Source organism: Agrobacterium sp. CNPSo 3708 (assembly GCF_028674915.1).
Taxonomy (GTDB): domain Bacteria; phylum Pseudomonadota; class Alphaproteobacteria; order Rhizobiales; family Rhizobiaceae; genus Agrobacterium; species Agrobacterium cavarae.
In genome coordinates, this window is the sequence record NZ_JAQZSF010000004.1 from 234,040 (window position 1) to 252,936 (window position 18,897).

Sequence of the window (18,897 nt, forward strand, 5' to 3'; positions counted from 1 at the left end):
GTTGTCACACCGGATCGATATCGCCTTTCGCCCACATTTCAATGGTCTCCGCATAGAAATCCGGAAAGCGACCTTCTTCGATCGATTTGCGAATCCCCTGCATCAACTCCTGATAATAGGCGAGATTGTGCCAGGATAGAAGCATGCCGCCCAGCGCTTCGTTGGACCGAACCAGGTGGTGCAGATAGGCGCGCGAATAATCGCGCGATGCCGGGCAGTTGGACTGCTCGTCCAACGGACGCATGTCTTCCGCGTGACGGGCGTTGCGGATATTCACCCTGCCTCGGCGGGTAAAGGCAAGGCCATGACGACCGGAGCGGGTCGGCATCACGCAATCGAACATGTCGATGCCGCGTGCCACGGATTTCAAGATATCGTCCGGCGTGCCGACGCCCATCAGGTAGCGCGGCTTTTCGGTCGGCAGAACCGGCAGCGTCGTATCGAGCATGGCAAGCATCACATCCTGTGGCTCGCCCACCGCAAGACCACCCACGGCATAGCCCTTGAGATCAAGCTGCTTCAGCCCTTCGGCGGAACGAATACGCAGGTCCGGCTGGTCGCCACCTTGAACGATGCCAAACATCGCCTTACCCGGCTGCTCGCCAAAGGCGACCCGGCAGCGTTCCGCCCAGCGCAAAGACATTTCCATCGCGCGTTCGATTTCCTTGCGCTCGGCAGGAAGCGCCACGCATTCATCGAGCTGCATTTGGATATCCGAATCGAGCAACCCCTGAATCTCGATGGAGCGCTCCGGCGACATGTGATGAAGTGAGCCATCGACATGGCTCTTGAAGGTCACGCCCTTCTCATCCAGCTTGCGCAGGCCAGACAGCGACATCACCTGGAAGCCGCCACTGTCTGTCAGGATCGGATGCGGCCAGCGGATCAGCTCATGCAGGCCGCCGAGACGTGCCACGCGCTCCGCGCCGGGCCGCAGCATCAGGTGATAGGTGTTGCCGAGAATGATATCGGCGCCAAGCTCGCGGACCTGATCGAGATACATGGCCTTGACGGTGCCGACGGTGCCAACCGGCATGAAGGCGGGCGTGCGGATGACGCCGCGCGGCATCGCAACTTCGCCAAGACGCGCGCCGCCGCTGGTTGCTTTAAGGGTGAAGGTGAAATTCTCGTGCATCAGACTTTCCGGAACAGCAGGCTGGAATCGCCATAGGAATAGAAGCGGTAGCCGGTTTCGATGGCGTGAGCATAGGCAGCCCTCATCGTCTCCAGCCCGCAGAAAGCCGAAACCAGCATGAAGAGCGTGGATTTCGGCAGGTGAAAATTGGTCATCAGAATATCGACCGCTTTGAAGCGGTAGCCGGGCGTGATGAAGATACCGGTGGCGCCGGACCATGGACGTATCTGCCCGTCATCACCAGCCGCACTCTCGATCAGCCGCAGCGATGTGGTGCCGACACAGACGATGCGCCCGCCCCTTGCCTTCACCGCGTTCAGCTTCTGCGCGGTCTCATCCGAGACACAACCGATCTCCAGATGCATCTTGTGATCATTGGTATCATCTGCCTTGACCGGCAAGAACGTCCCCGCTCCGACATGCAGTGTGACGAAATGGCGCTCGACCCCAGCCTTATCCAGCGCGTCGAAGAGTGCCGGGGTGAAATGCAGACCCGCGGTCGGTGCGGCAACGGCGCCTTTTTCGCGGGCATAGATGGTCTGGTAATCCGTCTGGTCCTGCGCATCTTCGGCGCGTTTCGCGGCGATGTAGGGCGGCAGCGGGATATGGCCGACAGAAGCAATGGCCTCATCCAGCACCGGTCCGGAGACGTCGAAGAGCAGCGTGATTTCGCCCTCGTCGCCCTTTTCCTCGACCGTCGCTTCCAGGAAAGCGAGACCGCAGGCATTGTCGCGCTCATAACCGAAGCGGATGCGATCGCCTGCCTTGATGCGCTTGCCCGGCCGCGCAAAGGCCTTCCATCGGCTGGCACCGGCACGCATGTGAAGCGTTGCCGAAACCGGTGTCTCCTGCGCGCCATCGCGCAACCGCACACCTTCGAGTTGGGCAGGAATGACCCGCGTATCGTTGAAGACCAAGGCATCGCCGGGCTTCAGGAAGCTCGGAAGATCGAAAACCTGATGATCGGTCATACGATCCGTATTGGGATCCACGACAAGCAGGCGCGCGCTATCGCGCGGATTGGCTGGGCGCAGCGCAATATTCTCCTCGGGGAGATCAAAATCGAACAGGTCAACGCGCATGAAGGGCTCTTATCAAGTGTCTCGATCGGCTCGCATTGCCCTGCCAGATCGGCAGCGAAACGAGCAGAATATCAAAACCCGCCTCGCAGAGACTGCCGGCGGGTTATGGTTGGCAAAAAGGTAGCCGTGCTGCACTCGGCAAACGTCATCCCGCCCTGCCAGTCAGCAAGGCGGGAGACTTCACTTTGATCAGGCGGCAGATGCCAGACGGATCGACACGATCGAATCGGGGTCCTTGACGGGCTCGCCCTTCTTGATCTTGTCGATGGCGTCCATACCCTCGATAACCTGGCCCCAGACGGTGTACTGCTTGTTGAGCCAAGGAGAATCCGTAAAGCAGATGAAGAACTGCGAGTTGGCGGAATTCGGGCTCTGCGAGCGCGCCATGGAGCAGGTGCCGCGGACATGCGGAATGGCAGAGAATTCAGCCTTCAGGTCTGGCTTCTCGGAGCCGCCCATGCCGGCACGCGCCGGGTTGAAATCGGCAGAACTCTTCTTGCCGAACTTCACGTCACCGGTCTGCGCCATGAAGTCGGCGATCACGCGGTGAAAAACAACGCCGTCATAAGCCTGCTCGGACACCAGTTCCTTGATGCGAGCCACGTGGCCAGGAGCGACGTCCGGCAGAAGCTGGATGACAACCTTACCGGTCGTCGTTTCCATGATGAGGGTGTTTTCCGGATCCTTGATCTCGGCCATGTTATCTCTCCTTGCTAGGGTAGGTTTGAGGGGGCAGAACGCCCGTTTGACGTGATCTTCCTGACGTTACTTCTTCGTCACCGTCACCTTGACCATACGGTCAGGCTCGGAGACTTCACCGTTTCCGCCGGCGCCACGCTTGATCTTGTCGACGAATTCCATGCCCGAGACGACCTTGCCGACCACAGTGTACTGGCCGTTGAGGAAGGGTCCCTGATCGAACATGATGAAGAACTGCGAATTTGCGGAGTTGGGATTTTGCGAACGGGCCATGCCGACCGTGCCACGCTCGAAGGGAACCTTCGAAAATTCGGCTGGGATATCCGGCAGGTCGGAACCGCCGGTGCCTGCGCGGCGCGCATCGAAGCCCCTGTTCATGTTGCCATACTGCACGTCACCGGTCTGCGCCATGAAGCCATCGATAACGCGGTGGAAAGCAACGCCATCATAGGCGCCCTTCTTGGCAAGAGCCTCGATCTGCGCCACATGCTTCGGCGCGACGTCCGGCATAAGCTGGATGACGACCGGGCCGTCTTTCAGCTGGATGGTCAGAAGATCGGCAGCAGATGCGATCGTGCTTGCGGCAATCGCGCTGACGAACATGGCGCCTGCAAAGGCAAACTTCAGCAATTTCATTCGGACTGGCTCCACCTATGTGCCGAAACTAGCGTTTCAGCTTTGTGTTAAGGGCTTCAAGCACGGCTTTGGGCACGAAGGCCTCGACATTGCCGCCCATGGCTGCGATCTGACGGACCAATGTGGCGGTAATGGGCCGGGACGCGGTTCCCGCGGGTAAGAACACCGTCTGGATATCCGACGCCATTTGCCGGTTCATGCCTGCCATCTGCATTTCATAATCGAGATCGGTTCCGTCTCTCAGGCCTCGAACGAGAAGTGTCGCGCCGTGCTCTCTGGCCGCATCGACAACGAGATTGCTGAAGGAAACGACCTTCAGCCGGTCTTTCGCTGCAGGCAGCACATTGTTCAGGGATTGGCGGATCAGATCGGCCCGTTCATCAAAGCTGAACATCGGCACCTTGCCCGGATGAACGCCGATGGCGACGATCACGTCAGACGCAACATTCAATGACTGGATGAGAACATCCAGATGTCCGTTGGTCATCGGATCGAAAGATCCGGGATAAAAGGCAATCGTCATACCGCTCTCGATACTTCCGTCTTTGTGGGCCTTTTGTCACGTCAGCATCGCATCTGCAAGACTGATGCAGTCAAACGTCAGGTGAATAGCGGATGAATACAGCATTCAGCGCAGCTTCAAAGCGATGCTCTATAACGTCAAGCATCGATAGCGCACCGGGCCCGACGCCCAAGTGGAGATGGAAATGCTGGCATTCATGGTGATCCTCACAGTCGCCACGTCCTTTGTGGTCGAGCAGGTCTTTATGGATTGACGTGGACTGCCAATTTTCTGAACGCCAGATGAACGCGACATTCAAGGAAGCTTCAGAGGCGCAATGCTAATCGATTTTTAACAGTATTTCGGAACCCGACTCGATGTCAGGCGTTCAGTTCGCAGGCAAAGGAACAATCACATGTTTGCAAAAGAAAATCGGTCTACCTCAGCGAAGATCGGCGTCATCAGCACTGCCTGGACAATGCTTCTCATCGCGATGGTTGCAACAACGTTCAGCCTCTATGCGCAGAAGCCACAGCAGCAGGAAGCAAGCTTCCCTCAGCTGACATCTCGCTACCAGTACACGAACTACTATTGATCCATCGGGGAAACTCGAACAGACCGGAGTAAGAAATGATGATCACCGTTTTGACAGTCCTATCCGCTTTGATAAGCGTCATGTTCGTCGCATCGGTGGTCTCGGTTGTTTCCGAACTTCGGAAAGAGGACGAGGAGTTCAAGGAAGTGATGGAACGCAGCAAGGCGTTCTGATCGGCGACCAATCACTTGTAACTGTCATGGAAAGCCGTCTCATACGAGGCGGCTTTTTTTAATGTCTGCACGCAAGCGCACCGTGATCGAATCGGTAGTGACAGCGTGACTATCGGCGCCTGTCTGCAGCCCAAACCACGTGGCGATCTCAGATTCGCTCATACGCTTTGGGTCCTTGTTTTATCGCATGTCGCTATCACAAAACCACTGCACACTTTTGCTTGGACCAAGCTTTAACGGCGAAAGCGCCCCGTCCTAGTCAAGAGGCAGTCAGGCTGAAGCCTTTGGGTGGCATCGTTCAATTCGCACAATCAGTTGACTCGTCCGCACCAACAGAATTGCTTCCATTTACCAATAAAACGCTCTAAGGAACCCCGATAGACCCGGCATAACGGGCGCATAGTGTGAGGTTTGCATAACGATGCTCGATTCCCTGAGAAACGCTTCCAGAACCCTGGCGGCAAAGCTGCTCCTTCTTCTTCTTGTCGTTTCGTTCGGCATCTGGGGTGTGTCGGCATCACTCGTCTCGAGCAATTCTCACGCCGTGATGACCGTGGGCGATCAGACGGTGACGCCCAACCAGTTTCGCTTCGCCTATCAGCGTCAGATGGCGCTACTCAGCCAGCAATTCGGCACGCGCCTGACAACGGAACAGGCCAAGGCATTCGGCATTGACCGCCAGGTCTTGGGCGAGCTTGCAGCCCAGGCATCACTGAACCAATTGGCTGACGATATGAAACTCGGCCTCTCAGAGGATCGCCTGGTCAATCTCATTGCCGAAGATCCCGCTTTCAAATCGCCAGGAGGTCAGTTCGACCGCCAGGTGTTCAGAGAGCGCCTTCGCAGTGCTGGCTATACAGAGGACGATTACATCAAGGATCGCAGCAATCTTGCGGTTCGCAACCAGATCCTGGAGGCCATCCAGGATGGTTTCGCGCCGCCGCAGGTTCTGGTCGATGCCTTGAAGCAACATGAAAACGAGCAGCGCTCCATCGATTATATATTGCTCTCAAACGCCAATATCGATCCGATCAAGGCACCGGCCGAAGATGTGCTGGCCGCCTGGTTCGAAAGCCACAAGGCGCAATATCGCGCTCCGGAGTACCGCAAGTTTACCTATGTCAAGCTTGAGCCTTCCGATATCGCCAACCAGAGCGCCATCACCGATGCCCAGGTTGCCGAGTATTACGAGAAGAACAAGGACAAGTTCCGCACTGCCGGCCGTCGCACCGTCGAGCAACTGGTCTTCCCGAACAAGGAAATGGCCGAAGCCGCCGCAACGCAGATCCGCGCCGGCACGACTACCTACGATCAGGTCGTCAAGGACCAGGGCAAGCAGCCAGCCGACGTGCTTCTCGGTGAGTTCACCAAGGAAACCATGCCCGATCCATCCATCGCTGATGCCGTGTTTGCCGTTCAGAAAGACGGTGGCATTTCACCAGTGATCGATGGCGCCTTCGGCCCTGTCATCCTGCGCGTCACCGGCATCAAGGGCGACAGCATGAAGACCCTGGACGAGGCCAAGGAGGAGATTCGCACGGAACTCGCCACCGCCAATGCTGCGGAACAATTGAACAGCGTGCACGACCGCTATGAAGATCTGCGTGGCGGTGGCTCATCGCTTGCCGATGCAGCAACCCAGCTGAACCTGAAACCAGTGACGATCAACGCCGTCGATGCCAATGGTGAAGACGAGAAGGGCAACCCAGTCGAAGGCCTGCCGACCCCTGCTCTGTTGACGGAAGTTTTCAGGACGGAGCCCGGCACCGAAGCACCGGCCGTCAATATCGGTCGTGAAGGCTATGTCTGGTTCGACGTCGACCAGATCATTCCGCCACGCGACCGCACCTTGGACGAAGTTCGCGACCGCGTGGTAGCCGACTGGACAGCGGAGCAGCAGAGCAATGCTTTGACCGCCAAGGCAGAGGAGCTGAAGAACCGTCTTGAGAAGGGCGAAACCTTGCAGACGATTGCTGGCGAAATGGGACTCGCTGTCGAAACGAAATTGGGCCTGCGCCGCAACAGCAATGACGCTCTATTCGGTCGGCAGGCGGTTTCGGCAATCTTTGCCGGCGCCAACGGACTGGCCGGAACCGCGATCAACGAAGATGGCTCCGGCCGCATCTTGTTCAAGGTCACGGAAGTCAACACCAACGCTCCTGCCGATGCGTTGAACAACGCCGATCGCGAGATTGCCGCCATTGCGCAGTCGGCAAGCGAAGACATGGTCAACCAGATGCTCACACGTCTTCAGAATGACTATGGTGTCAGCATCAACCAGGCCCTCGCAGACCAGGCGATGACCGCATACTGATAAGCCGGGGGACGGGGAACATGGCCGAACTGAAGCCGCTGATTGCCAAGGTGGCGAATGGCGAAAGTCTGAACCGGGAGGAGGCCCGCCAGGCCTTCGACATTCTGATGTCCGGCGAGGCCACGCCGTCCCAGATCGGCGGTTTTCTCATAGCGTTGCGCGTGCGTGGCGAAACGGTCGATGAAATCGTCGGCGCCGTCTCTTCGATGCGCGCGCGCATGCTGCCCGTATCCGCTCCTGAGCATGCCGTGGATATCGTCGGAACAGGCGGCGATGGTCTTGGCACCTATAACATCTCGACTCTCGCCGCGATCATCGTTGCAGGCACAGGCCTTCCGGTGGCAAAGCATGGCAACAAGGCGCTCAGCTCGAAATCCGGTACCGCAGACGCCCTTTCAGCCCTCGGTGTGAAACTCGACATCGGTCCTGAGCTGATCAGCCGCTGCATCAATGAAGCCGGGCTTGGCTTCATGTTCGCGCAACTGCACCACTCCGCTATGCGCCATGTCGGTCCGACACGGGTAGAACTCGGTACTCGGACGATTTTCAACCTGCTTGGCCCTCTCTCGAACCCCGCAGGCGCGAAACGTCAGTTGCTCGGCGTCTTCTCACCGCGCTGGCTCCAGCCGATTGCCGAAGTACTGCGCGATCTCGGCTCGGAATCGATCTGGGTCGTCCACGGCGACGGCATGGATGAGATCACCACGACGGGTGTCACCCATGTCGCGGCGCTCGAAAATGGCAAGATCCGCACATTCGACCTGACGCCAAAGGATTTTGGAGTTTCTTCCGCGACCATTGACGACTTGAAGGGCGGAGACGGCATCTTCAATGCCAAGGCGCTTCGCGGTGTTCTCTCCGGTCATAAAAATGCCTATCGCGATGTTTCTCTTTGCAATGCGGCAGCAGCACTCGTCGTTGCCGGCAAAGCTGAAACGCTGAGCGAGGGCATGAAGATTGCCAGCGCCTCGCTGGATGAAGGCAAGGCTGCGGCAGCGCTCGACAGGCTGGTTGCAGTCTCCAACGAAGAGTAAGGCGAAGATGAGCGATATTCTCAGAAAGATCGAAGCCTATAAGCGTGAGGAAATCGCAGCCGCAAAGGCAAAGGTTTCACTTGCCGATCTGAAGGCCATGGCGGCAGATCAGACCGCCCCTCGCGGCTTCTATAACGCGCTGAAGCGCAAGCAATCCGAAGGAGTCTTTGGCCTGATCGCCGAGATCAAGAAGGCAAGCCCCTCCAAGGGTCTCATCCGTCCTGATTTCGATCCACCGGCGCTGGCGAAAGCCTATGAAGCCGGCGGTGCGGCCTGCCTGTCAGTCCTGACAGATACGCCGAGTTTCCAGGGCGCGCCTGAATTCCTGACCGCCGCCCGCAATGCCTGCGCCCTGCCCGCTCTGCGCAAGGATTTCATGTTTGAAACCTATCAGGTGCATGAAGCGCGCGCCTGGGGCGCAGACTGCATCCTGCTGATCATGGCATCCCTTTCCGACGACGAGGCAAAACGTCTTGAGGACGAAGCCTTTGCTCTCGGTATGGACGTGCTGGTCGAAGTGCATGACGAAGAGGAAACAGAGCGCGCGCTGAAGCTCGCCTCACCCATGCTCGGCGTAAACAACCGCAACCTGCGCACCTTCGAGGTCAGTCTCGAAAACAGTGAGCGCTTGGCAAAGCTCGTCCCATCCGACAGGCTACTGGTCGGCGAAAGCGGCATCTTCACCCATGAGGATTGCCTGCGGCTGAAGACATGCAACATCAGCACCTTCCTGGTGGGCGAAAGCCTGATGCGCAAAGACGATGTCACGGCTGCGACGCGCGCACTTCTCACAGGCCAGAGCGGCGTTCTAGCCGCGGAATGAGCACGCAGAAACTCACCCATATCGGTGCCTCCGGGGAAGCCCACATGGTCGATGTCGGCGACAAGCTCGACACGGTCAGGACCGCGATTGCCGAAGGCTTCGTGAGAATGAAGCCGGAAACGCTGACGTTGATCCGCGAGGGCAACGCCAAAAAGGGTGACGTGATCGGCACCGCACGTCTCGCCGGCATCATGGCGGCGAAGCAGACGTCCAACCTCATCCCGCTTTGCCACCCGCTGATGCTGACCAAAGTGTCGGTCGATATCTCCGAGGATGTCGCCCTGCCCGGCTTGAGAGTTCAGGCAACCGTAAAGCTTTCCGGCAAGACCGGCGTTGAGATGGAAGCGCTGACCGCCGTCTCGATTGCTTGCCTGACGATCTACGACATGGCGAAGGCCGCCGACAAGGGCATGGAAATCGGCTCGATAAGGCTCTTGGAAAAAAGCGGCGGCAAATCTGGCGACTACAGGGCGTGAGGCCGCAGGCGGCTTTCTCCATAATTGTCATGGATAAGCAGCACGGTCTTTATCCGAGCCACCGAAGAGGACACGCATGAAACCCCTTCTCCCCGTCGCAGAAGCCCTTCAACGCTTGCTGGATGCCGCACAGCCCGTTTCTACGGTCGAACGCATTGGTCTTGCCGCCGCTGCTGACAGGGTGCTCGCCTCCGACCTTAAGGCGCAGATCACACAGCCACCGTTCAACGCCTCGGCCATGGACGGCTACGCGCTACGCGCCGCTGACGCCACAGCAATCGGCTCCGAATTGACGGTGATCGGCACAGCCTCTGCCGGACATGCCTTCGAGGGCAAGATCGGAGCGCGTGAGACAGTCCGCATCTTCACCGGGGCGCCCGTGCCGGAAGGCGCAGATAGCGTGCTTATCCAGGAAGACGCAGAGGTTCTGGACGACAACCGCATCCGCACCGCCTTCAATGTCACTCAGTGGCGACACATTCGACACCTCGGGCAAGATTTCATGCGCGATGAAACCGTGCTCGATGCCGGTACACGCTTGAGTTTCGCCGATCTGACCGTCGCGGCCGCGATGAATCATGCCGAGCTTGCGGTCTATCGCAAGCCGCTGGTCGCGATCCTGGCCACCGGCGATGAACTCGTCCCACCCGGCGGAGAACCGCAGGTCGCGCAAATCATCGCGTCGAACACGTTCGGTGTCGCCGCCCTCGCGCGCCAGGCTGGCGCGGATATTCTGGATCTCGGTATCGTTCAGGATAACGATAGACTGATCCGTGCGGCAATCGGCAAGGCCATCGCTGCCAAAGCCGATGTTCTCGTGACACTTGGCGGGGCGTCGGTCGGCGATCACGACCTCGTCCAGGCGGCACTGAAGGCAGAGGGCATGGCGCTGGACTTCTGGCGCATTGCCATGCGACCCGGCAAGCCGTTGATGGTTGGGAATATCGGTCCGATGCAGGTGCTGGGCCTGCCTGGAAACCCGGTCGCGAGCCTTGTCTGCAGCCTGCTGTTCCTGGAACCCCTGATCCACAAGCTTGGCCACCAAGCGCCGCGTGCCCGCGAGATCACCGTCAGGACGGCCACAGCCCTCAAAGCCAATGATGTGCGCCAGGATTATCTCCGCGCCCGCTTTGTCGGTGAGGAAGATGGCAAGCCGATTGCGGAGGCCTTCACGAAGCAGGACTCGTCGATGATGAAGATCATGGCAAAATCCGACTGCCTCATCATCCGCCCTCCCCATGCGCCTGAACTGCCCGCTGGCGCAGAGTGCAAGGCCATCCGATTGAGAGACTGACCACCGGCTTGACCAGAAGCGTGAGCGCTCCGCGTCGTTCTCGATGAGTAGTCACCAATCGAGAAGTCCAGAAGTAGCCTAAACGTCAAGGGGCTCCGCACGAACAGAGCCCCTCGTTTTATTTTACATCGGCACCACGCCTTAGGCGCGCAGCACCGCATTGTCCGCATCAAACGGGCTTTCGCCGACGACTTCCGCATCATAGAGATCGCCAAGGATCTTGATTTTCAGCTTGGTGCCGATCGTCGCATAGTCAGGCGCAAGCATCGCAAGTGCTACGGACTTGCCGATACGCCAGCCGAAGCCGCCGCTCGTTGCGCGGCCAGCGACTTCACCTGCGTCGTTCAGAATAGCTTCCGAACCACGTGCGTCGACGGTGGTGTTACCGCTGACGATCAGCGTAGAGAAGATCCAGGGCAGACCCTTCTCCTTGCCAGCTACAACCGCATCGCGGCCGATGAACTGCTTCTCTGGTTTGATGAAGCGATCGAGACCCGACGAATAGGCGTTGTACTCGACGGAGAGTTCACGGCCCATGTTGCGGTAGGATTTCTCAAGAGACATGGACACCATGGCGCGAATGCCGAATGGCTTGATCCCGAATTCGGCACCGGCTTCCATCAGACGATCGAAGATGTAGTTCTGCATTTCGATCGGGTGATGCAGTTCCCATCCGAGTTCGCCGACGAAGTTGACGCGAAGTGCGTGCGCGGTCGCCACGCCGACCGAGATTTCCTTGGCGGTCAGCCATGGGAAGTCCTTGTTTTCGAGGCTGGTGCGCGTCAGCTTTTTCAGCACGTCACGCGACTTCGGACCGGCCAGAGCCAGAACGCCGTATTTCTGCGTGATCGGCTGGAGAGTGACGGAGCCATCCGTTGGCGCAAGGCGGCGAAGCGTGTCGTGATCGACAGATTCCAGGCCACCGGCAGACACCAGGTAGAACCGGCCCGGTGCCCATTCATAGACGGTGAACTCGGCCTTCACACCGCCATTCGGCGTCAGAAGATGCGTCAGCGCAATACGGCCACGCTTCTTTGGAATGGCATTGGCGAGGATGGATTCGAGCCAGGCGCGCGCACCAGGACCGGAGACTTCCATCTTGGCGAAAGCCGACATATCGAGAACGCCGACATTCTGGTTGACGTTCTTCACCTCGTTGCCGACATGCTCGAAATAGTTGGAGCGGCGGAACGACCACTTCTCGACAATACGGCCGTCTTCCAGCGCCGGCGCATGATTGTGGTTGGTGATGACGTCGGCACCAACGCCGAGTTCTTCTTCCTTCAGCGCATAGCCTTCCGGCGCATACCAGTTGGCACGCTCCCAGCCATAGACGGAGCCGAAGACACCGCCGAGCTTCTTCAGGCGGTCGTAAATCGGCGTCGTCTTCAGCGGACGAGCAGCGGAGCGCTCCTCATCCGGGTAGTGCATAGTGAAGACGTTGGCATAGGCTTCTTCGTTCTTGGCAATCAGATAGCCTTCGGTCGCGTAAGGGCCGAAGCGGCGCGGATCGACGCCGGTGAGGTCGAGCGTGGGCTCGCCGTCGACGATCCATTCCGCCAGCTGCCAGCCGGCACCGCCGGCCGCGGTGATGCCGAAGGAGTGACCTTCGTTCAGCCAGAAATTCTTGAGGCCTGGAGCCGGTCCAACGATCGGGTTGCCATCCGGCGTGTAGGCGATCGCGCCATTATAGACCTTCTTGATGCCGACTTCGCCGAAGGCCGGAACGCGCGCGATGGCGCTTTCGATATGCGGCATCAGACGGTCGAGCTCTTCCTGGAAGAGTTCATATTCGCTGTCGGCCGAAGGACCGTCGACATAACAGACAGGCGCACCGACCTCATAGGGCCCGAGGATCAGACCACCGGCCTCCTCGCGCATATACCATGCGCTGTCCGACTCACGCAGAACGCCCATTTCAGGCAGGCCCTGCTTGCGGCGCTCCAGAATGTCCGGATGCGGCTCGGTCACGATATACTGGTGCTCGACAGGAATGACCGGAATATTAATGCCGACCATTTCGCCCGTCTTGCGCGCAAACGAGCCCGTACAGGAGATGACGTGTTCGGCGATGATTTCGCCCTTGTCGGTCATCACCTTCCAGTGACCGTCTTCCGTCTGCTCGATCGCGGTGACGGTGGTGTTTCTGTAGATTGTCGCACCCTTGTCGCGCGCACCCTTTGCCAGTGCCTGGGTCAGGTCCGCCGGCTGGATATAGCCATCGTCCGGATGCTGGATTGCGCCGAGCAGACCGTCGGTCTCGCAGAGCGGCCAGACTTCCTTTACCTCTTCCGGCGTCAGAAGCTTGACGTTGACACCGATGGTTTCAGCAATGCCGGTATAATACATGTATTCGTCCCAGCGATCCTTCGTGCGGGCGAGACGAATATTGGAAACCTTGGAGAAGCCGACATTCATGCCGGTCTCCTGCTGCAGCTCTTCGTAGAACTTGACCGAGTATTTGTGGATCTGACCAACCGAATAGCTCATGTTGAACAGCGGAAGCAGGCCAGCGGCATGCCACGTGGAGCCGGATGTCAGCTCCTTGCGCTCGATCAGAACAGAATCGGTCCAGCCCTTCTTGGCGAGATGGTAGAGCGTCGAAACGCCGACAACGCCACCACCGATAACCACTGCCCGCGCATTTGTCTTCATAGTCATAGTTCCCCTTGAGGCATGTCATCCGCATGAACGCGGCTTTTTCCGAACCTATGGCGCAGACTATGCAATGTCGCATCGTCGCCCAAACGCCTGATTACGACATGCAAAAGGCTCGCCGCGACGGCAAGCCTTTTGACGATTTTCATGTAACGCGAATGCTCATTTTCGCTGCTTCGCGGCTGGTGCTTTCGGCTCCTCCGCCTTTACCTCTGAGAGTTTTTCTTCCTCGCCTTGCGGCTTGGAAACCTCGGACTTCGCCGCCTCTTGCTTTGGCGCAGCCGCGGCGCCGGTATGGGAGACGACGGCCTTGTCGCCCTCCTCCGAAAGAAGTGCCGCGAGGATTTGCGGGTTTGTCTCGCCTTCCATGTGAATGTTCAGATTGCGCTGCGGCATCGGGATGCTGATGCCTTCTTCACGGAAACGCTTCAGAATCTCCATCCGCAGATTGTTCTTGACGGTCAGCCCATGGGAGAGATCGGCAAGGTGGAAGCGGAGTTCGAAGTCGAGCGAGAAATCACCGAAGCGCAGGAATTCCACGTGCGGCTCGGGGTTTCTCAACACCGGCGTCTGCTTCTTCACCAGTTCCAGCAGGATATCCATGACCTTCTGCGGATCGGTTTCATAGGCAACCGACACCGGAATTTCGGCACGCTGGATGCGGTTTCGGTGCGTCCAGTTACCGACGGACGAGTTGATGAATTCCGAATTCGGCACGATGATTGATTGCCCCCGGAAGGTCTCGATCTCGGTCGCGCGCACCGACAGCCGCTTGACGGTGCCCTCGACTGCGCCAGTCACCACCCAGTCACCCACCTTGAACGGGCGCTCGACCAGCAGGATCAGACCGGACACAAAGTTCGAGACGATGTTCTGCAGGCCAAAACCGATACCAACCGAGAGGGCTGAAGCCACGAGTGCCAGGCTGGAAAGATCAAGACCGGCCGAGGAGATGCCGAAGATCGCCGCAACGACGATGCCGAGATAGCCGATACCAGTGCCGACCGAGTTTCGAACGCCGGCATCCACCTGACCGCGCGCCATGACGTTGCGATCGAGCCATTTCTGAAACCAGCGCGTCACCGCGTAACCGACGATGAAGACCAGAATGCCGCTAAAGATGCTGATGAGCGAAATCGACGTATTGCCGACCTTGAAACCCGTCAGCAGGCTATATGCCCAATTCTCGATGTCGCCGGGCTGAAAGCCCCAGGAGAAGAGAACCAGCGGTATGCCGAAGGCAAGCGCGATGGCGTAGATGCCGAGACCAGCGGCGAGGCCGGCCTGGTCGAGCGCCACCGGTCCAAGCCCAAAGCGCCGTCCGAGATAACGACCGGCCAGCGTTTCGCCGAAAGCGCCCTGACGCGAGATCGCTTTGCCGGACAGAATACCGATATAGACGGTGGCCACCACAGCGCCTGTTGCAATGACCTGTGTCGCGAGGAAGCGCGCAAGCCCCACATAGCCTGTCAGGCAAGCACCGATGAGCAACAGGCCACCCACACGCAGCAGAATGGCAAGCCAGCGCGGCATGCGCTTGTGGCCGCTCTCGGCGTCCTCGCCCTCGCCTATGACCGGCTTGAGGAACGAAAGGGCAAGTAAGATGACCCCGATGATGATCGAGGCCACGAAGCTCTTTGCCACGGTCAAGATCAGAGGGGAATTCAGCGTCTCGCTGATGGTGCTGAACAGGTAATCCAGACCATTGACGATCGCCATGATCAACATGGCGGACGAGATGGTATGCGCGCCGCTATTGGAGACATGCAGGAGGCGCCATTCCGGCTGCGTCGGCGCAAAGATCGCATAGGTCAGGCGCGAGACGAAATACACAAACGCGATGACCGACATCGCGACATAGACGATCGGCGCAATATCCGGCCGCAAGACGCCGAAATTATCCAGAAAGAAGCCCGAGGTGACCATGAACAGGAAGACCGACATGGATTGCACGGTCGTTGACCAGAAGGCGACGGACAAGCGACGCAGATAGGATGGCTCACCTGAAAAGGCCCGCCGCTCCATGCGGTGTCCGAGAAGGCGGTACCCGCCGACCAGGAACAGAAGAGCTGCCAGAACCGAAAGCGAGACGGCACCGAACATGGAAAGCCGTTTGTAATTCCAGACGAAGACCGACCAGCCAGTCAGCGAGCTGCTGAGCGTCGAGACCTCGTCGATGAACTCCCGGCCCGCTTCGGCCAGCACGGGCAGAGAAATCTCCGTGCGCTTGAACAGCGTGGCGGCAAACAGCGCGCGGCGAATGGAGGTGATGTTGTTCGACAGGGATGTGGCGCGCCCGGCAACAGCCTCGGCATCGCCCAGCACAGCGTTAATCTGCGACTTCTCCGAGTTCAGCCTGTTGCGCTCGTCGGTCACAACGCTGGCTTCCGGCGGCGCGCCCTCCTTGGGCGGCTCGCCGAGGGAGGTGATGCGACCGTTGATCTCATCCAGCCGCGCACGCAGAGTGGAGACGACGCTGTTGACGGAGGTCGACAGATCATCCGCCTTACCCTTGAGATCGACGAGCCGGGTATCGTCTCTGCCTCCATCCTCCAATTGACGGGTGATATCGGAAAGTGTGGCCTTGTACTTATCGAGTTCCTTCGTCGACCGCTCCACGACCGGCATGGTTGCAGCAGCCGGTGCCTGGGCAGGGTCTTGCTGCGCAAAAGCGAAGGAGGACAGCAGCATGCAGATCAGCGGAAGCAGAAGCAGAGAACGCAGCCATTTGTTCTCACTCATAGAAAACGTCATCAAACCTACCCTTTTGCTTCTGCCGAATCTTCTGGCCTTCATAATCGCCGTATAAGGCAATTCAACAGCAGCATCATACTCAAGCCGTGGAACTTCTTTTCGTCTCAACCATTAAAGTGCGCACAAGCAAATAGTGTCCATAGATGGAGGGTAATCATGGAATCAGCAGGTATCGGTTGGCTCGCAGCAATCATTATCGGTGGCATCGCCGGTTGGCTCGCAGAGCAGTTCATGAAGAGCAATATGGGTGTTTTGATGAACATCATTCTCGGGATCGTCGGCGCAGTGATCGCCAACGCCATCCTGTCGGTGTTCGGAATCGTTTTGGGCGGCTGGATTGGATACTTGATCGCTGGCTTCATCGGCGCCTGCATCCTGATCGCCGTGGCGCGAGCAATAAGACGCTAGGTCGCCAAAAAAATCTCTGATGAAAGAAGCCCGGATTTCCGGGCTTTTTTCTGAAAATGATATGCCACTCAAAAGAAAAATCGGAATATTTCATCATTGGCGCTAGACAAGGGAAATGAACCCCTTTATACGCCCCCTCACACCGCCACACGGTGCCGGTCGGGTGATTAGCTCAGTTGGTAGAGCAGCTGACTCTTAATCAGCGGGTCGTAGGTTCGAGCCCTACATCACCCACCAATCTTTCCAAGCACTTAGCATTGAATTTAGCCGCAAAGCGGCTAGAATCACTCTCACACATGTCTCGCACAGTCTGAGAGGATGAAATGACCTCACATTCCGTTCTGGGTGACAAGGTTCGCGTCTACCGCCGCGCCAATAGTTCCCTTTGGCAATGCTCCACTTATCTCGACGGCAAGGAATGGCGCGTCAGCTCCAAGACCGACAGTCTGGCGCTGGCGAAAGAATTTGCCGAGGACTGGTATCTGGAGCTGCGCGGCAAAAGCCGCATCGGCCAATTAAAAATGGAACGAACGTTTGCGGACGCCGCCAAACAGTTCCTGAAGGAATACGTCGCCCTCACCAACGGTGAGCGAAATCCCAAATACGTCAAAGACCACGAATCGCGGCTGGATAACCACCTCCTGCCCTATTTCGGCAAGATGGGCCTCAGCGCGGTCACGGCGGGCAAGGTGCAGGAGTTCCGCGTCACGCGCCTCCAACCCCATCCTGAGACCGGCAAGGTGCCTTCACGCAGCACCCTGCACCACGAGACCGTAACCCTGCGGCAGGTCATGAAAACCGCCCTGCGTCACGGCTGGATCAGCCACCTTCCTGATTTCTCGGCACCGTACAAGGCGTCCAGCAAGGTCACGCACCGGGGCTGGTTCTCTCCCGAGGAATACAAGAAGCTCTACACGTACACCCGAGAGCGTGCCAAAGCCGCAAAGGGCTTGCCGTGGGAGTATCCACTGGAGCAGATGCATGACTATATCCTCTTCATGGCCAACACCGGCCTCCGGCCCGACGAGGCCAATCGCCTGCAATACCGTGATGTGACCATAGAAAAGGACGACGAGAGCGACGAGCGCATTCTGCTGATCGAGGTGCGGGGCAAGCGCGGCTTTGGCTACTGCAAGAGCACCACGGGTGCCGTGTACCCGTTTGAGCGGCTGGTGAAGCGCAATAGCCCCAAGCCAACCGATCTCGTCTTCCCCCAGGATCACAAGAAGCAGTTCAACCGTGTCCTCAGCGACTGCGACCTGAAACTTGATCGTGAGGGCAACCGGCGTTCCGCCTACAGCCTGCGCCACACCTATATCTGCCTGCGGCTGCTGGAAGGCGCGGATATTTACCAGATTGCCAAGAACTGCCGGACGAGCGTTGAAATGATCGAGAAGCATTATGCGGTGCATCTTAAAAACACGCTGGATGCCAAGGCTATCAACGTGAGACGGGTAAAGAAGACGCTTCAACCTGCCGCACAGGATTAGCCAAATCAAAATCCTTTTGGTGTCAGGTAGGATTTTATGCTACCATCTATAAGAAGGAACAATGAAAGGGTCGAGCCATGCAATCCGCCGAGAAAATTAGTATCACGATGACGCCGGAGATGCTGCGCATGATCCGCGAAACCGTGGATGCCGGCGAATATGCCTCCACCAGCGAAGTGGTGCGTGACGCCATGCGGGTATGGCAGCGGGAGCGGCAGGAACATGCCGAACGGCTCAACGCCATTCGCGCACGCATTCGCCGCTCATTCGAAGACCCACGCCCAAGCTTGAGTGCCGACGAGGCAGAAGCTGAACTGCGCCGCTTCATGAATGAGCAGGTCAACGCAGTCTGACAATGCGCCGCCTTACCGTTACATTCAGACCCGAAGCCATTAACGACCTCAAACAGATTAATACCGACATTGCCATTCTGAGCCAGAGCCGTGAGGTCGCCAATAAGTTTACCGAACGAATGATGACTCGCTGCCGCAAGATCGGGGATGCCCCGAACGGGGGGCGTGCCCGTGACGACCTGTATCCTGGCTTACGGACAGTGCCATTCGAACGGTCTGCCATCATCGCCTACCTCGTGACCGAGGTGGTGGAGATCACAAATATCTTTCACAGCCGCGAAGACTATGAAGCTCTTTATCTGGGGGAGAGACCGCAATACGGGGAGAATGACCAGTAAGCGGCTCGACCAGCATTTTCTTCCCACCCGAATATAGTGCCACCAGTAAGGAACGGGATTAGCCCCTGCCACAGAGTTGGTGTCATCGTCTGAGAAACAGCCATCTTGAACATTCCGGGCTGCCGTGCATCAA

At 58.2% G+C, this 18,897-nt stretch carries 18 protein-coding genes and 1 tRNA gene; 12 read left to right on the forward strand and 7 right to left on the reverse strand.

Going from position 1 to position 18,897, the window contains the following annotated elements; genetic code table 11:
• Positions 1-4: 4 nt before the first annotated feature.
• From tgt to coaD, 5 genes are all read right to left on the reverse strand, one after another.
• Complete coding sequence (gene tgt, locus PVA19_RS11090) at positions 5-1,135, reverse strand: tRNA guanosine(34) transglycosylase Tgt (protein ID WP_112358293.1); 1,131 nt, start codon at positions 1,133-1,135, stop codon at positions 5-7.
• Complete coding sequence (gene queA, locus PVA19_RS11095) at positions 1,135-2,217, reverse strand: tRNA preQ1(34) S-adenosylmethionine ribosyltransferase-isomerase QueA (protein WP_274102452.1); 1,083 nt, start codon at positions 2,215-2,217, stop codon at positions 1,135-1,137. Before queA ends, tgt begins: the two co-directional genes overlap by 1 nt.
• 189 nt (positions 2,218-2,406) lie before the next feature.
• Entirely contained in the window at positions 2,407-2,916 is a 510-nt protein-coding gene (locus tag PVA19_RS11100; RefSeq protein ID WP_062427414.1) for a peptidylprolyl isomerase, read from the reverse strand.
• Positions 2,917-2,982: 66 nt separating this feature from the next.
• Positions 2,983-3,552 carry a peptidylprolyl isomerase gene (locus tag PVA19_RS11105; RefSeq protein WP_111850684.1) on the reverse strand — a complete coding sequence of 190 codons (570 nt, stop codon included), beginning with the start codon at positions 3,550-3,552 and terminating at the stop codon, positions 2,983-2,985.
• Positions 3,553-3,580: 28 nt separating this feature from the next.
• Positions 3,581-4,075, reverse strand: a complete 495-nt coding sequence (gene coaD / locus PVA19_RS11110; RefSeq protein ID WP_062427416.1) for a pantetheine-phosphate adenylyltransferase — start codon at positions 4,073-4,075, stop codon at positions 3,581-3,583.
• Positions 4,076-4,469: 394 nt separating this feature from the next.
• Between coaD and PVA19_RS11115 the strand changes: the two genes are divergently transcribed.
• The 7 genes from PVA19_RS11115 to PVA19_RS11145 all read left to right on the forward strand — a co-directional run bounded on the left by PVA19_RS11115 (position 4,470) and on the right by PVA19_RS11145 (position 10,763).
• A complete protein-coding gene (locus PVA19_RS11115) occupies positions 4,470-4,649 on the forward strand; it encodes a hypothetical protein (RefSeq protein ID WP_062427417.1) in 180 nt (59 codons plus the stop codon).
• 35 nt (positions 4,650-4,684) lie between these two features.
• Positions 4,685-4,822, forward strand: a complete 138-nt coding sequence (locus tag PVA19_RS11120) for a hypothetical protein (RefSeq protein WP_153311501.1) — start codon at positions 4,685-4,687, stop codon at positions 4,820-4,822.
• A gap of 421 nt (positions 4,823-5,243) precedes the next feature.
• Complete coding sequence (locus PVA19_RS11125; protein WP_274102453.1) at positions 5,244-7,136, forward strand: peptidylprolyl isomerase; 1,893 nt, start codon at positions 5,244-5,246, stop codon at positions 7,134-7,136.
• Between the two features lie 20 nt (positions 7,137-7,156).
• Positions 7,157-8,170, forward strand: a complete 1,014-nt coding sequence (trpD, locus tag PVA19_RS11130; protein ID WP_274102454.1) for an anthranilate phosphoribosyltransferase — start codon at positions 7,157-7,159, stop codon at positions 8,168-8,170.
• Between the two features lie 7 nt (positions 8,171-8,177).
• Positions 8,178-8,993: an indole-3-glycerol phosphate synthase TrpC gene (gene trpC, locus PVA19_RS11135; protein WP_274102455.1), complete on the forward strand. Its 816-nt coding sequence runs from the start codon at positions 8,178-8,180 to the stop codon at positions 8,991-8,993.
• Entirely contained in the window at positions 8,990-9,469 is a 480-nt protein-coding gene (gene moaC / locus PVA19_RS11140; RefSeq protein WP_274102456.1) for a cyclic pyranopterin monophosphate synthase MoaC, read from the forward strand. The genes trpC and moaC overlap by 4 nt, the downstream gene beginning before the upstream one ends.
• A gap of 76 nt (positions 9,470-9,545) precedes the next feature.
• Positions 9,546-10,763: a molybdopterin molybdotransferase MoeA gene (locus PVA19_RS11145; protein WP_274102457.1), complete on the forward strand. Its 1,218-nt coding sequence runs from the start codon at positions 9,546-9,548 to the stop codon at positions 10,761-10,763.
• Positions 10,764-10,904: 141 nt separating this feature from the next.
• On the opposite strand, the gene PVA19_RS11150 is transcribed toward PVA19_RS11145, so the two are convergent.
• Together PVA19_RS11150 and PVA19_RS11155 are read right to left on the reverse strand one after the other, a co-directional pair.
• Positions 10,905-13,418, reverse strand: a complete 2,514-nt coding sequence (locus PVA19_RS11150; RefSeq protein WP_274102600.1) for a GcvT family protein — start codon at positions 13,416-13,418, stop codon at positions 10,905-10,907.
• A 165-nt stretch (positions 13,419-13,583) separates the two neighbouring features.
• Positions 13,584-16,163 carry a mechanosensitive ion channel family protein gene (locus tag PVA19_RS11155; RefSeq protein ID WP_440598656.1) on the reverse strand — a complete coding sequence of 860 codons (2,580 nt, stop codon included), beginning with the start codon at positions 16,161-16,163 and terminating at the stop codon, positions 13,584-13,586.
• Between the two features lie 168 nt (positions 16,164-16,331).
• Here PVA19_RS11155 and PVA19_RS11160 point away from each other — a divergent pair, with 168 nt between their 5' ends.
• The 5 genes from PVA19_RS11160 to PVA19_RS11180 all read left to right on the forward strand — a co-directional run bounded on the left by PVA19_RS11160 (position 16,332) and on the right by PVA19_RS11180 (position 18,764).
• A complete protein-coding gene (locus PVA19_RS11160) occupies positions 16,332-16,583 on the forward strand; it encodes a GlsB/YeaQ/YmgE family stress response membrane protein (protein WP_062427424.1) in 252 nt (83 codons plus the stop codon).
• 161 nt (positions 16,584-16,744) lie between these two features.
• Positions 16,745-16,820 (forward strand) — tRNA-Lys (locus PVA19_RS11165).
• 86 nt (positions 16,821-16,906) lie between these two features.
• Positions 16,907-18,073: a tyrosine-type recombinase/integrase gene (locus PVA19_RS11170; RefSeq protein WP_274102458.1), complete on the forward strand. Its 1,167-nt coding sequence runs from the start codon at positions 16,907-16,909 to the stop codon at positions 18,071-18,073.
• 77 nt (positions 18,074-18,150) lie between these two features.
• The gene (locus PVA19_RS11175) at positions 18,151-18,426 is read left to right on the forward strand and encodes a type II toxin-antitoxin system ParD family antitoxin (protein ID WP_274102459.1); all 276 of its coding nucleotides are present in this window, start codon (positions 18,151-18,153) and stop codon (positions 18,424-18,426) included.
• Between the two features lie 2 nt (positions 18,427-18,428).
• On the forward strand, positions 18,429-18,764 hold the full coding sequence (locus PVA19_RS11180) for a type II toxin-antitoxin system RelE/ParE family toxin (protein ID WP_274102460.1): 336 nt from the start codon (positions 18,429-18,431) through the stop codon (positions 18,762-18,764).
• Positions 18,765-18,897: the final 133 nt, after the last annotated feature.